We start from the raw sequence: 14,802 nt of genomic DNA, 5'->3' as shown, positions 1-14,802 counted from the left end.
CGTCACTCCTCCTGGAAGATCCGGACGGCAGCTTGAAGCTCCGAACCGAACAGACTCGGGGACATCTCCAGTCGCAGACGGCGATCGCGGATCGACGAGTCCGGGAAGAGTCGGTGGAAGAGATCGAGGAGAGTGGCGCCCAACGAGTCCTCCGGGAAGTCGACGTCATCGCTGAAGCTCTCCTGGCGGAGGGCGTGTTCGAGCATGACCCTGGCGCAGTCGGCGTACACCGTCTCCAGCACCGCACGGTCCTGGGCCCGAGGCCTGGCTGCGTTGGCGAACGCAGTGGCCACGGCCTCCCGACGTTCGTTGATCAGCAGCAGCAACGACCCCATCGCAGCGCTCTCCAGATCCGGAGCGATCTGAAGGTGCCATGCGGCGTCGTCCGGGAACGACGTATGGGCGAAATCGATGATGGTCATGGGGAACTGGGGCGCATCGCCCTGGAGGCGCAGCGACGCCTGGTCGCTCCACAGCACGGATCCGGCGCGCCTGGGGGCGAACGGGGCAGGACCGCTCCCGGCCGAGGTGAGCACGAGCACCGTCTCCAGCGTCAGAGTGCCCCCGAGATCCGCCCCTGGTAGGACTGCGTGCAGATCGACCGTCTGCCTTCCATCGCCTGAGAAGGTCGTACGCCGCATGGCGCCCCGCAGGTTGGAACCTGTGGCCGTCCACACGGCGGCGAGAGCGAGACCGGCGTCCTCCTGCAGACCGGCCCCTGTCCGAGCGCCGCGTACGTCGACCGCGACCGAACGGCGCAGTTCCACGTCCGTCCGGTAGTCCCAGTCGTCGAGAGCCTCCGGGAGCGGAATCTCCTCCCCCTCGACGATCAGCAGCCAGTTGCCCGCCTCCACGGTCGAGGCCGGGGGTGTCCGATAGGGGAGGGCGAGCCTGCTCATGCAGCGGACACCGCCTCGGATCTGACCATGATTTCTGTGATGGTGTCGGGAGCCGGGAGGACGACCGCTCGCCACACGGCGTCGTCGCCACCTTCGATGACGTACGTCGGGGAGGCGTGCAGGGTCCCGCTCGGATCCTCCCACCCGACCAGCTCGGGCTTCCGACTCCCCAGCGGCGGGTCGCTCTCCCGGTTACCGGTTCCCGGCAGGGCGACGGCAAGTTCCACGGAGACTCGCTGCGGCATCGGCGCGGGGAGTCGGAAGGACTGGACGAGCACCGGCTGCCCCGAGCGCAACTCGTACGCCGTCTCCTCGACGTACTGGACCCGGGCTCGGGGACGGGCGCGACCGTTCCACCCTACGGTAGGGCTTCCCGCCTTCGCTCCGGCGTCTGCACGCCCTCGGCGGGTGGACGAACCGGCCGCTGGACGAGCGGCTTCGCCGTCCCTTCCGTCCTCCTGGGGCAGGGCCCTGGCACGCCCCGCCACAGCGCCCTGGTCGGTCGCGCCGCCGGTGCCCCGGGCTCCTCCGACGAGGACCGAGAACCTGTTGCTGGCGGCGCCGAGGGCGACGTGGGCCGAACCGGTCCGTGCAGAGCCGCTCAGCTCCAGCAACCGCTCGACCGACTCCTTGATGCGGACGAAGGTGATCCGTACGAAGGTACTGTTCGGCGGGTCCAGGGTCTGCGGATGCCAGGCGTCGTGCGTCGGAGGCTCGGACCTGGCGTAGACCTCGTCCAGCTCCTCGTCCGCCCGGAAGACGCCGGCGTAGGACACGTGCTCCGTTCCGGGTTCACGCCCCGGCCAATAGGTGACCACGAGTTCCGCGGGCCGCATCAGGCAGACATGGTGCACCGTGCCGGCGATGCCGACCGTCTCCATCGCTCGACGTGCGGCCGAGGACGGATCGACAGGAGGCATCAGGCGTTTCACCAGTCCCAACCGACCGAGGTGCTGTTGCGGCCGACCGCAGGCCAGGCGCTGCCCGTCGGGGGCATACATCTGTCTGTACGCCTCGACAAAGAGGTTGAGCGGTCGGGTGGTCGTGGGGTCGGGAACGGCCACGTCGACCCCGTCGCACGACACGGAGAAGCTCATGTCCACCGAACCGTCCGTGCGCTCGAGCATCTTGGGCCAGAGCTGCCATGCCAAGGTCTGCGCCAGGTACTCGGCGGCGAACCGCGGCTCGAGACCGTCCAGGTGCGGGTCGAGAACGAAAACGCTGGTTCCGGTCTCCTCCGCCCCGAAAGGCCGCAGCCCCAGGTGCCGGACGACCTCCTCCGCGGCAGCACCGACCAGCGGTTCGACGACCTCTCCCGACACGTCGCCCCACCAGTGCCGTCCTGTGTAACGGCGTCCGCCGCCTGCAACGTGCGCCTCGTAACTGCGCCACAGCGCACTGCCCATCAGGCGCGTCTCAAGAGCGCCGTCGGGCCTCCGGCAGCGGGTGTGCACCAGGACCGTGCCCGAAGCGGCGAGCAGGTAGAAGATGCCCTTGCCGAATCCGTACGTACCGCCGCCCAACTCCACGTCACGCGGTTCGCCGACGTTCCGTACGAACGCCACGAAGTCCTGGTCGCCCGGTTTGCTTTCGTCCGCGCGCGTCGGACCACCAAGCCCCACCGTGCCGCGGTCCGACACCTCCAGCAGGCGAATGGTCGAGGACGCCAGTGCAGCACGCAGCGGCAGGTGTTCTCCCAGCGGGGCGTGCTCACCCAGAAGCCGACGCCAGTAGGGGGCGTGGGCGGGGCCGACGGTCCGCAGATCGAGTGAGAAGTCCACGGTGGTACCCCGTCGGCGGTCGCGGGCGTCCCAACTGTTCTGTGCCGCCTCCCTGACCATGATCGTCAAGAGGTCCAGTTCCGGTCGGCCGAGTTGGTTGCGAATCCCCTCCGCGGCGCCGGCGCCCTCGGGCGGAAAGGGTTGTGAGTACCACCCGACCCTGGATGCGTCGCCGCTCATGCCTCGCCACCCTCGACGAGCAGGGACTCGAGAATCGTTTCCAGCCTGGTCCGGGGCAGCGGCCGCGGGGGCTCGGCGGTCAGGTCCACGGTGTACTCGACCTCCGACACCGTGACCGGCACGCCGGCGGCCGCCAGATCGGTGCCCGTCAGCCGGGGAAACCCCTTGTCGACGGGATACCACCGCTCCTCCGCCTCGTGGAAGAGGACCGATCGGTACCGCTCGGCATCCATCGAGTGGTAGCCCGCCGACGCGAGCAGAGAGAGCAGGGCTCCTTCGTCGTCGCAGAGCGAAAGAGCCTGTTCCACCAGGTCGACGACGCTCCTCGCGGTAGACCCCGTTGCGGAACGCTCCAACCGGAAGCACACGAGGTGCAGCCGCCCCTCCTCGGGTTCCTCGAGCTGACGAAGACCGTGGACACGGACACGCAGAGCACCGTCACCGACGGAGGACTTCACCTCGATCGCTTCCGTTCCCGAGACGTAGTCGTGCCGGTGACCGAGGGGGCCGGCCCACAGACGGTGGGCGCTGGGGTCGGCCCGCAACAAACGTACGAGGACAGCCAACTCACCGTACAGACCTGCCAACTGCTCAGGCCCCAACGGGGTGCGGGAGGCCTTGAACAGCGCCCGCCATCGGTCCAGCACCCGATACAACGCCTTCATGGCGCCGGCAGCGGATGTCTCGGCGTTCGTCTGCGGACCGGTGATCTCCCCCAGCACGTCGCCGCACAGACCCGTGAAGACGTCCTCCAGGTCGGGGCGTAGGCAGCCCAGGTCGGCATAGGTCTGGTAGGTGTCGGCGCCCTCGAGCGGCCGCCGTCGGAGAGTCAATGCGGGCCCGTCGACGTCGTTGCGCACCCGCTGGTTCGAGGCTATCGGCACGAGAAGATGTCTCCGGCCCTCGTGGTCCAGGGCTGCCAGCACCGGTCCGCGGTGAGTGGGGACAGGAAGAGGCGTCGTCCGCAGTCTCCGCGCCGATGACGCCGGCCGGCCCGCCAACTCCTTCCAGCAGTGTTCGACCTCGTCCCGCATTCCCCGCTTCACGCAACGACCTCGGAATCCACGAGGCTCAGGTCGTCCTCCTCCAGTTGGACACCGGACAGGTCGGCGGAGACGTACCGGCTGTCCCAACCCACCTGGCTGTCCCGGTCGCTCGGCAGCGGGAACACGATGCCGACGCCTATCACGTGTTCCTCGGCCGCCAGCGGCTCACGTCGTTCCTTGCGGTGCTCGGGTGCGGTCGAGTCCTTGTCGATCGGGTACAGAGTGATCAGGCCGGTGTCCGGCAGCTGCCTGCGACGTTTCGCCATGATCTGGTTCTCGGTCATGCCCTTGCCACCTTCCAGGAGATCGACGGCCGCGTCCTGGCGGGACATCAGTGTTTTGATGTCGGCGAAATCCGGTTCCTGTGGCCCCTTGAGTCGGGCACGTGTCGCCAGGCCGACCGTGACGTCCGGCGTGAAGGTGTAGTCGTGCCGTGTGCCCGTCACCGGTGTGCCGATCACGGCGACGTTCCACCGCCGCAGACTCCGCGCCGCGACCCTGCGGCGGATGTACTCGGAGATGAGCCCCGCGTCGCCCTCGTGGGACTTCGGATGGAACCGGTACTCGTTCAGGAAGTCCAGTACGAGATCGTGCGGAACATCGCGGAGTACATGGCGGCCTCGCTCGGGACGTGCCTCCACCTTGACGGTAGCGGCCACAGCGTTCGCCACGAGTTTGCCGGCCGCCTGCTGGTTGTCGAGGAGCCACTGGGCGTTCGTCCGGAAGTAATGGGTCTGCACCCGCCGACCGCCGTACGAGGCGTGTGCAGTCACGGCGGAGCCCATCTTCGCCGCTGCCGTCACTCGCAGGCTGGGATGCGTGCGCAGCCGGACGGCGAACGTGAGAGGTGTCTCGTCCTCGTGCATGTAGACGTCGATGTCGCGTCGCATCTCGGCCTCGACCGTGGCCACGTGCCGGAACCAACCACGCAGTTCGTCTGTCATCCAGATGCGGGGGAGGTCCTCGTAACCGTGTCGGAAACCGAACCATCGACCCATCTGGAGCAGGGTGTCGTAGGCGGAGGCGGCACGGACGAAGTAGCTGACCGCCAGGCCCTCCAGCGTCAGCCCCCGGGACAACGTGTTGCCCCCCACGGCGATGGCGACCACGGCTCCGTTCTCGTAGTCGAGGCGATCGTCGCTGGTGGAGTTGTCCATGATGATCCGACACTCGTCGAGCACGCCGGGCAGATGCGGAAGCAACGCGTCGAAGGACACCCGCGTCGCGCCGAACTCACCAGCGCTCACACGCGCGGTCTCGCGATCCCAGAGCCTGCGCAACTCCTCGACGACAGCGGGTGTGTCGAGACGACCGCGCATGCTGTCGCGGTAAGCCTCCAGCGGACGACGGAAGCTGTTGTGGACCTGTGTCTTCACACTGGTGTGGATCAGCATCGTCGAGTGCGGGTTGCCGCCACCCCGTACACGGCGAGCGGCGGTTGTCAACCAGAACCAACGGACAGCCTGCTCCAGTGTCTCCGTGATCACCGGTGTGAATCCGTCGACATCTGCGCGGGAGGCGGGGCGGACATCGGGTACGTCTGCGTCCGGCACGGTACGAATCATGTCGTAACCGTCGTCGAGATCCGCCGGATCCTCCCCGTCCAGCGCATACCGACCGAAGAGGACCTCCGTTCCGAAGTGCCCCTCGGGCTTGGGCAGGCTGACGACGAAATCCTTGGGGTACAGATCGTCCGCCGCCGGGTCGATGAGGACGTTGGCGAAGGGCGTGGCGGTGTATCCCACGTACGCGGACTTCGGCAGAGCATCGAGGATCCGGCGGATCAGGGGATTGATCGTCGGAGAGTTGACCGTGGCCTGGTCCGCCTCGTCGTCGATGATCAAGGCAGGTGCATCCCTGAGGTGGTCGGAAGCCGTCTCCAACCACTGGGCGAACTTCCGAAGCACTGAGGCATTCTTCTTCATCACGCACAGCACTCGCGTCCGATTGCTCCCGCCGAAGAAGGACTTGGCGTTCGCGACGGGGACGAAATCGCTGTCCAAACCCGTCAACTGCGACCAGTGGGTCGGGTTCGGCTGCACAAGCTGTCGAGCGAGGCGGGCCTGGGTCTGGCGTCGCAGCCCGTTGTGGACGCCCGAGAGCACGATGAAGAGCTTGTAGCCCCGATCGGCGGCCTTGGCCATGACGGAGGTGAAGTTGGTCGTCTTGCCCGACTGAACGTGCCCGACGACCAGACCACGCGTGGAGAATTCGCGTTCCTTCGGGTGACTGAGCAGGGAGACGATGCGCGTCGAGGCGTCGTCGAGATCGTCGACGGCCTTCGACGGCCATCCCTCTTCCTGGAGCCGCTTGAGTGCCGGCCAGGCCTCGTCTCCGTCGCGCGGGCCGGTGTACCAGGTGTACCGGTTCCCCTGGACAACCGCACGGGGCTCCTCCAGCTCCTTGACGCGCAGCGTCCGCTGCTCATGCAGTTCACGAAGCGCTTCGATCCTGTCGTCGCTCAGCCCCAGGATCTCGAGCTTCTTGACCGCCCCCGAGGGCGTGTTGGAATCCAGGAGATCCCTGAAGACCTCGTACTGCTCCTCCAGTTCGTCACTCACCGAGCCACCTGCCCCCTCCACCGTCTGGTCCTCTTTTGCTCAGATTATCCCGCCCGGCGCATCACCCTGACGGCACCTCCCGCCACGATCGGTGAAGGCATGGCCAGCTTTCCGGCCATGCTCACCCACGATGCCCGGGCAGTCGAAGACGTGCACTTCACGGAGGTCGTCGGCGGTTCGATCGGATGTCTCGACATCCGTGGAGGCCCTCCCCCGGGCCTGGCGGGATCCCCTGGTCACCGGCGATCCGAAGGCTGCAGCCGGACCAGGCCGAGGAGCGGCGGGTCCGTCCGGGAGGGCACGAAGAAGGTGCCTACGAGTCAGGCTGAGGCGTCTGTCTGGAGGCGGAGTTCGTCGGTGGTGAGATGGAGGTCGGCCGTGGCCATGAGGGCAGGGAGGCGGTCGGGAGTGCGGGCGCCGGCGATGGCGAGGTGATGGCGGGGCGAGCCTCCAGCCAGGCGAGGGCGACGGTGGCCTCGGAGACCTGGTGGGCGCCGGCGACCGTGGAGAGGGCCGCCAGGACGCGCCGGCCACGTTCGGTGGCCGGCAGTTGGGCGGCCCTGCCGGACCGGGCGCTTGCGGGGGCCCCGGCTGGTATTTGCTGGTTAGGAACCCGGAGGTCAGCGCGTAGTAGGGCACTACGGCAAGGGATGCACGCCGTGCCAGGTCCTCCAGCTCTCCCTCGCAGGTGTCGCGGAAGACCAGGTTGTAGTGGGACTGGGGCGACATAGCGGGCGCCTCCCTCGCGGTCGCTGAACGCGAGGGAGGCGGACAGCCGCTCGGAGGGGGATGTTCGAGGCGGCGACCTCACGGACCCTGCCGGCCTTCATCAGGTCGTCCAGCGCCCCGATGATCTTGGAGACCTCGACCGACTCGTCGACGAAGTGGGTGTAATAGAGGTCGATGTGGTCGGTCTACAGACGGGGCAGCGAATCCTTGCATGCCGCTTCGATGTTCTCTGCGGCCAGCCCCATGCGTTCCGGGTGGCGGGCGACCTTCGTGGCGACGACGACCTTGTCCCGGACGGCGGGGCCCCGCGCGGACAGCCACTGGCCGATCACCCTCTCGGACTCGCCGCCCGAGTTGCCCTCCACCCAGGCCGAGCACGCGTCCGCCGTGTCGATGTGGTGCCACCGCCGTCGGTGCAGGCGTCCAGCACGCGAACGACGTGTCCTTCTCGGCGGTCCAGCCGACTACATTCCCGCCGAGCGCGAGCGGCGAGACGGAGAGCTGACCGGTCTTCTTACCGGCGTTCATCTGCGTGCTGCGACGTCGGCGCGTGTCCGACCCGGGAAGAGCTCCGCTTCGACGGCAGGGCAGTGAGCCGTCCCGTCGACGGTGAGTCACTTCGGCGGCAGCAGCCAGCAGCGGCTCCCATCGAGAGCGGCCTGCTTCCAGTGGACCACTCCGCCGACGGTCTGCCGCCCTGCCGGCGGTGTGGTCGGCGGTACGCCGCCCGTCGGAGCGGCCCGTCAGGAGTGCCGACCCGATTCGGGTGCCGAGCCCGTCGGGGGTACCGATCCGGTGGAGGGTGCCGACCCCGGCGGAGGTGCCGAGCTCCCCGGGAGCACCCACCCGGTTGAGGAGTGCCGACCCCGCCGGGGGTACCGGCCTCGTCGGAGGTACCAACCCCGTCGGAGATGCCGAGCCCCTCGGGAGGCACCAGCCCCATCGCAGGTGCCGAACCCCTCGGGGGTGCCGGTCCCGTCGGGGCGGGAGCGCCCCCGTCGGGATACCGGCCTCGTCGGTGGGCGCCTCCGACGAGGGCACGTGGGAAGCCGGTGACGTCGGTTCAGACGTGTACGCCCTTGTCGCGGAGCCACGGCAGCGGGTCGACGGGGGTGCTGCCGTCGGGGCGGACCTCGACGTGCAGGTGCGGGCCCGTGGAGTTGCCGGTGGAGCCGACGCGGCCGATGACGTCGCCGGTGCTCACCTTGTCGCCCGCGGACTTGGTCATGGACGACAGGTGGCAGAACCACAGTTGCGTACCGTCGTCCAGCTTCAGCACGACGCGGTAGCCGTAGGAGCCGGCCCAGCCGGCCTGCTGGACGGTGCCGGTGTGGATCGCCTTGACGGGGGTGCCGTTGGGGGCGGCGAAGTCCTGGCCGGTGTGGTCGCTCTGCCACCGGCCGCCGGACTGGCCGAAGCCCGCGCTGAGCTGGTACGAGGCGAGCGGTGCCGTGTAGCCGCGGGCGCGCTCGGCGCGGCGTTCGGCCGCCTTGCGCTTCTCCGCCTCCGCGGCCTCGGCGGCCTCGCGCTGGCGTTCGGCGTGCGCCTCGGCCCGGGCCCTTTCCTCGGCCGCCGCCCGCTTCGCGGCCTGCGCGGCTGCGCTGCTCGCGGCCTCGCGGGCCGCCTCCTCGCGGGCCTGCGCGTCCGCCGCGGAGCGGTGCCGGTCGGCCTGCGCGAGGATGCGGGCCCGCAACGCCTCCCCCGCGTCGGCCGATCCGTCGGCGGCCGGGGAGGCGTCGGTTGCGGATGTGCCGTCCACCGAGTCGGAGCCGTCGGCGGTGTCGGAGCTGTCGGAGCCGTCGGCGAAGAAGCCGCCGACGCCGGGGAGGTCCTCGGCGTCGAGGTCGGGAAGGTCCGAAAGCTGGTCGGCCAGGCCGCGGGCGGTGTCGGTGGCGGAGTCCAGGTCCGGGACGGAGACGGCGCCGGGATCCTTGTCGTGTGCCGTCGCCATGCCGCCCGCGCCGACGGCGGCGATCATGCCGACGCCCAGTACGGCACCGCCGCGCGCCACGCCGCCGGTCCGCTGCCGGGCGACCCGGTGCTTGCCCCGCAGCGGGCGGGTGGCCTCGTCCTCGGAGGGGTTCCACTCCTCCCAGGGCGCTCCCTCATGGGCCGGCTCGCCCCCGGGGATGCGGGGCGGCACGTCCGTACGGACCGTCGCCGCGTTCACGGGGGCCACCGCACGCGCCGGGGCGGCGGGCGTGTGCGAGGGGGCCGGAGCTGGAGCGGGGGCGCCGGCGCCGGGGTGCGGGGAACCGACACCGGGGTACTGCGGGGAGCCGACGCTGGGGAACTGCGGGTCGTACCCGACGACCTCGGGGGCAGTGCCCTGGGACCTGGACGCCACGGCGGGGCGCTCTCCTTTCCTTCCTTCTCGCCTACCGGGTTAGCTGACGGGTTCGGAGCAGGAAGGTCTCCTACGGGCACCCTCGTGCGGGGGCGCCCGATTCACCCCGTCCTCCCCGTCATGCTGACGAGAAGGGGTGGTTCCCCGGTTCCCACGGTGCTGGGCCAGTGAGTCGGTGGTCTCGGCTGGTGCTCCGTATGCGGGATTCGGCGACGGTGCACGGTGCCGCCTTCCGTGGCGGCAGTGACGACCGTGCCCATCGTGCTGTGTTATCGGACGGTAATAGAACAGCACCCGTGTTTCCAAGCCGTTCCGCACAATTGCCCTGCCCCGGAGTCAAGGACGTCGGGGCAGCGACGGTGGCCGGACGGACTCGTGGGCGACGGCCAGCAGCGCCATGTCGTCGACCTGCTCGCCCCCGGTGTGGTCGGCGACGTCGATGAGGACCGTCTCCAACAGCTCCTCGGGGTGTGCGAAGTAGCTGCGGGACAGGCGTGCGGCCGGGTCGTAGAAGACCCTGTCGGCGTTGCGGGCCTCGGAGAGCCCGTCGGTGTACAGGAGGAGCTGTGCGCCGGGTGGGAAGGGCACCTCGTCGGTCTCGTCGGGCCACACCCCCAGCTCCGTCATGCCGAGCGGGAGCGCCGGTTCGGTCGGCTCCAGGAGGGTCGTGCGGCCCCGGTGGAGCAGGACGGGGCCGGGGTGGCCGCGGTTGACGATCCGCACCACGCAGTGGTCCTGACGCAGGGGGATCTCGGCCAGCACCGCTGTCGTGAAGCCCTCGAAGCGTGCTGTACCGAGTTGGCGGCGGCCCTCGCGCTGGAGGGCCCGGTCGAGGCGCCCGGCGACGCCGGAGAGGCTCTCCTCCTGCTCCGCGGCCTCACGGAAGGCGCCCACCACGATGACGACGGCCTCGACGGCGCCGAGACCTTTGCCGCGTACGTCACCGATGAGCAGCCGTACGCCGTACGGGGTCTCCTCCACGGCGTAGAAGTCCCCGCCGACGCGGGTGCCGGCCTGTGCCGCGCGGTACCGGGTCGCGATGGCGAAGTCGGCCACCCGGGTGGGCGGGGTGGGAAGGACCGCGAGCTGCACCGCCTCGGCGACGACCCGCGCCGAGGCCAGCTGTTCGTCGCTGCGCCGCAGCACGTAGTTGACGCCGACGGCGAGCACGGCGACGGTGCCGATGGTGACGGAGCGGGCCTGCGGTTCGATGTCGGGGCCGGTCGCGTCGTGCAGCCAGGTGATCAGCACGACGGCGCCGAAGGAGGCGATACCGGTGGCGACGGTCCCGCGGAGCGACAGCAGGGCGGCGGCGGCCAGCGGTGCGGCCGCGAACGGGGCGGAGACGGTGACGTTCGGCGGGGTCGCCAGTTCCAGGACCAGGCCGAGGACGAGCAGCGCGCCGGGGAGCGCCCTGGCCAGGCTCCGCAGCCGCCCCACGCTGTCCTCGTACCCGTCGGCCGGCTCCGTCCCGGCCACGTCCTCCCAGCTCTTGCGCACGCTTTCAATCTGACCCGTTCCGCGCCGCCGGGCACCCGGGGGTGGTCGGTCCGGGTGGCGGCGGCAGGAGCGCGCGCGAGGACGGCGCGGAGCGCGGGCGCGCAGGAGGCGGCGTCCGGCACCCTCCCGCGGAGCCGGACGCCGCCGATCGGGCCCGGGAACCCGCCGCTCCCTCCTCTCGCTCCTGGCCCGGGGAGCACGCGCTGTGGTCAGCAAGGCGTGCCTCCGCGGAGCGGGGGTGGGGCGGCGCCGGGTTCCCGGCCGCCCGTCAGGGGCCGCTCAGCCGCCGGTGCCCGGGGCGAGCGGACCGATCTTGGGGACGGAGGCCGTGCCCGTCCTGGTCACCTTGCCGCCCGACCACGGGGCGGTGAGAGAAGCCTTCTCGTCGGGCGGGGTGACCTTCGCCGCGGACGGCGTCACCGTCGGCACGTCGGTCATCTCCGGGTTGGTGAACGAGAGCGGGGCCCAGGCGCTCTTGCCCGGAGCCAGTGTGACCGTGCGCACCTCGTCGCCGGTCCGGTGCGGGTCGAAGGAGACCTGCTCCCCCGCTCCGTCGACGAACTCCATCCCCGGGTAGCCCCGCACCGTGCAGGTGGAGCCCGACTTGTTGGTGAACACGAGAGCGAAGTTCTCCTGCCCCGCGCCCGGGTGGTTCTTGCCGAACGAGGCCCGCAGGTCCCCGGTGTGGCAGCGGCTGCCGGAACCCGGACCGGAGGCGCTGCCCGCGCCGTCGTCCCCGTCGGACGCGGAGCCGGACGAGGGGGCGGAGGATTTCTTGGAGCCGGAGTCGCCGCCCTGCGAACCGTCCCCGTCGCTCTTGCCCTCGTCCCCCTTGTCGCTGCCCTTGGACGAGTCCGAGCCGCCGGTCGCCGGTGCCGCCTCGCCGCTGACCTTGTGGGGTGCCGAAGCGTCCGAGTCCTTGTCGCCGCAGCCCGTCACCATCGCCCCCGCGGCCAGCACCGCCGTCGCGGCCGCGGCGACACGCGCCACCCTCGTGCGGCCCGGACGGCGCCCGGCGGACCCCCTCACAAGGCCCGCGCCCGCCGTCCACCCCCGCGTCCTCCCGGTCGTCTGACAGGTCTTCCCGGTTGTCGCATCCTGGCGCTGTGTCATGGCTGCGGTCACTCCCGTCTTCCTGTCGCAGTGCTCCGGCACGCCTGCGGGGTGTCGCGTCCGGCCCTCACCAGCCCGCACCCCGCGATTCTGCGCCGTCACAGGGTTGGATGGCCGTCCCCGCGAAAAGGTTCACGCTCGCGGGGAACTTTTTTCCGGCCTGTCCGCGACGGGGCGCCCCGCCCCCGTGCTGCCCCCGTGGCGCGACCGCCGTGAGGCGCCGGTCCGCCACCGCGATGCGGGAGAACGCCGCAGGTCAGTGGCCCGAGGCCGCCGCCACCCGCAGGCTGCCCACCACCTGGTCCGTCCGTGACTTGCAGTCCTCGTCGCACCGGATCTGGACGTACACCGGCGGCAGCCCCTTCTGCTGGGGGGTCAGGCTGATCTCCTCCAGCGAGTACCCGCGCTGCTCGCACGACGACCACGTGCGGACGCGCCCCTTCCAGTCCCCCTGCTCGACGGTGCGGGCTTCCCCCGCCTGGCAGCCGCCCCGGTGCTCGACGGCACCGACCTTCTCCTCCAGCACGGCGCCGCGGGTGTCCTCACCTGCGAGGCCGACGAAGACGCCGCTGATCCGCGAGGTGAGATCGGGCCAGCGCTTGATGTCCCCGGCGACCAGCAGGGCGGGGGCCTTGTCGGCCGGCAGGCCCATGGACGACGGTTTCCAGCCGTTTCCGGTCTTCTCCTTCGCCCAGGAAGCCGGCACCCGCACGCTGATCCGGCCGCTGGCGTCGGACACCTGCGCGGTGCTCCGCCTCGGCTGTTTGACGTCGTCGGGCAGCAGCCGCAGCGTCCCCGCGGCGGCGCCCACGAGCACGAGCCCGACGACGAGAGCCAGCAGGCCCCGCTTGCGCCGCCGCGGAGGCGTCCCCGCCGGTTCCCCGCCGGACGGGGGCCCGACGACACCGGAGAGCTGACCGGCCCCGGCCGTATCCGTGGGCCGACCGGCCCCGGCGAAGGACTGCCCGGCGTCCGCGGAGTGCTCCGCGAACGCGGCCCGGTCGGCTGCCGAGGCCTGAGCGGGCACCCCGGGCGGGTTCGCGACCGTGGACGCCTCGCTCCCGGCCCGCGAGGGCGCCTGGGTGGCGAACTGCCCGGCCACGGACGCGGGCGCGCCTGTCGCGGAGGCGGGCGCTGCCGCCGTGCCCCCTGACGAGGGCGTACGGCCCAACGGCAGCGTGCTGCCGGAAGGCGCCGTCCCCTCCGCGGACGCCGCCCCGCCAGAGGGCGCGCCGACGTCCGGGGGCACCCCGGTGCCGGGGGGCACCCCGAGCCCGGACGACGAGGCCGACGAGGCCAGGGAGGACGGCCCGGCGGGGGAGCTCTCGGCCTCCGGCGGCCCGGCGGCACCCGGAACCGCCGGGGGCGCCCCGCTCGACGGCACAGCCGCCGACGGGGTGGCTGCCTCCCCGGGGGACCCCGCGGCGGAGGCGTCCGGCTGCCCGGCCGCGGAGCCCCTGCTCCGCGCCCACGAGGGGCCCCCGGGCATCCACGAGGTGTTGTCGGGCCACGCGGAGCCGCCGGCCGGGGGCTCCCAGGGCGGGGCCTCGGCCTCGTACGCGGGGGCGCTCTCCGCGAGGCGGTCCAGCTCCTCCGCGAAGGAGACGGCCGTGGGCCAGCGGCGGTCGCGGTCGGGCTCCATGGCACGGGCGACGGCCTCTTCCAGGCCGGGCGGCAGCCCGGGGCGCAGCCTGCCCAGCGGCGGCACCCGCCCCGGAGACCCGGGAACGGTGCCCGTCACCAGGTGGTGGAGGACGGCTCCCAGGCTGTAGACGTCGGCGCGGGCGTCGATGCCCTCGAACGGCTCGGCCTGCTCGGGCGCCATGTATCCGACGGACCCCGCGACCACCGTCAGCCCCGACGCCTGCGCGAGGTTCTTGGCCAGGCCCAGGTCGGCGACCAGCACCCGCTCCCGGTGGCCCTGCGAGCCGCCGCTGGCCAGCAGGACGTTGGAGGGCTTGATGTCGCGGTGCGCGATGCCGACCTCGTGCAGGGACCGCACGCCGCGGGCGGCCTCGGCGGTCAGGCGCAGCGCCTCGGTCACCGCCAGCGGTCCGGCGGCCAGCCGGTCGGCGACCGTACCGCGGTCCGCGTACTCCATGACGAAGTACGGGCGTTCGTCGTCGAGCTCCCCCACGTCGAAGACCTGCACCACGCCGCCGGAGGACGCCTTGCGCAGCAGCCGCGCCTCCGCGAGGAAGCGGTCGCGGATGTCCATGCGGGTGGCCCAGTTCTCGGACATCACCTTGACCGCGACAGGGGCCTCCAACCGGTCGTCGTGCGCGAGCCAGACGACGGCGAAGGCTCCGGCTCCCAGGCGCTTGTCGACCCGGTAGCGGCCGAACTGATCAGGTGAGGGCATGCTCTTATGATGCCTGGCCTTATGATGCGTGGGTGTATCGACCGGCTTCTGCAGACGCCGTGAACCAGCCCGGCGACCCCCGCGAACCGGCCACTGGGGCCGATTCCTCGGGGCTCGTAGCGCCACAGACCGACGCCCTCCCCGCCGAAGGGCCCGATGCGGACGTGCCAGAAGGTCACACCTCTCTCACACAATCTTCCCGATTCCCGCAGAAGCCCGGAAACCGCACAGAACGCGCGCCTCACTGTCCCTCGCGCGTTCGTCCGTCCCCTTCCCCTCACTCG

8 protein-coding genes, 1 pseudogene and 1 riboswitch are annotated in these 14,802 nt (G+C 71.2%); all 9 genes and pseudogenes read right to left on the bottom strand.

The window, feature by feature from the left end; genetic code table 11:
- Positions 1 to 2 precede the first annotated feature (2 nt).
- The 9 genes and pseudogenes from H297_RS43905 to H297_RS44780 all read right to left on the bottom strand — a co-directional run bounded on the left by H297_RS43905 (position 3) and on the right by H297_RS44780 (position 14,518).
- A complete protein-coding gene (locus H297_RS43905) occupies positions 3 to 899 on the bottom strand; it encodes a hypothetical protein (RefSeq protein WP_199787302.1) in 897 nt (298 codons plus the stop codon).
- Positions 896 to 2,860, bottom strand: a complete 1,965-nt coding sequence (locus H297_RS0132515; protein WP_027740443.1) for a hypothetical protein — start codon at positions 2,858 to 2,860, stop codon at positions 896 to 898. Before H297_RS0132515 ends, H297_RS43905 begins: the two co-directional genes overlap by 4 nt.
- The gene (locus tag H297_RS0132510; protein ID WP_037795873.1) at positions 2,857 to 3,894 is read right to left on the bottom strand and encodes a PD-(D/E)XK motif protein; all 1,038 of its coding nucleotides are present in this window, start codon (positions 3,892 to 3,894) and stop codon (positions 2,857 to 2,859) included. Before H297_RS0132510 ends, H297_RS0132515 begins: the two co-directional genes overlap by 4 nt.
- A gap of 8 nt (positions 3,895 to 3,902) precedes the next feature.
- Positions 3,903 to 6,467 carry a Z1 domain-containing protein gene (locus H297_RS0132505; RefSeq protein WP_027740441.1) on the bottom strand — a complete coding sequence of 855 codons (2,565 nt, stop codon included), beginning with the start codon at positions 6,465 to 6,467 and terminating at the stop codon, positions 3,903 to 3,905.
- Positions 6,468 to 6,787: 320 nt separating this feature from the next.
- Positions 6,788 to 7,724 (bottom strand): annotated as a pseudogene (locus H297_RS39795) (aldo/keto reductase).
- A 535-nt stretch (positions 7,725 to 8,259) separates the two neighbouring features.
- Positions 8,260 to 9,543 carry a M23 family metallopeptidase gene (locus H297_RS0132490; RefSeq protein ID WP_078514962.1) on the bottom strand — a complete coding sequence of 428 codons (1,284 nt, stop codon included), beginning with the start codon at positions 9,541 to 9,543 and terminating at the stop codon, positions 8,260 to 8,262.
- A gap of 14 nt (positions 9,544 to 9,557) precedes the next feature.
- Positions 9,558 to 9,719, bottom strand: a riboswitch (cyclic di-AMP (ydaO/yuaA leader).
- Between the two features lie 160 nt (positions 9,720 to 9,879).
- Complete coding sequence (locus H297_RS39790) at positions 9,880 to 11,043, bottom strand: PP2C family protein-serine/threonine phosphatase (RefSeq protein ID WP_486589769.1); 1,164 nt, start codon at positions 11,041 to 11,043, stop codon at positions 9,880 to 9,882.
- 279 nt (positions 11,044 to 11,322) lie between these two features.
- Complete coding sequence (locus H297_RS0132480) at positions 11,323 to 12,033, bottom strand: DUF4232 domain-containing protein (RefSeq protein ID WP_486589768.1); 711 nt, start codon at positions 12,031 to 12,033, stop codon at positions 11,323 to 11,325.
- A 379-nt stretch (positions 12,034 to 12,412) separates the two neighbouring features.
- Positions 12,413 to 14,518 (bottom strand): serine/threonine protein kinase, encoded by a 2,106-nt coding sequence (locus H297_RS44780; RefSeq protein WP_078514961.1) that lies wholly within the window; start codon positions 14,516 to 14,518, stop codon positions 12,413 to 12,415.
- Positions 14,519 to 14,802 lie beyond the last annotated feature (284 nt).

The organism is Streptomyces sp. CNT360 (genome assembly GCF_000424785.1).
The sequence above is the reverse complement of the archived record's forward strand: the minus strand, read 5'-3'. Positions and strand labels throughout refer to the sequence as shown.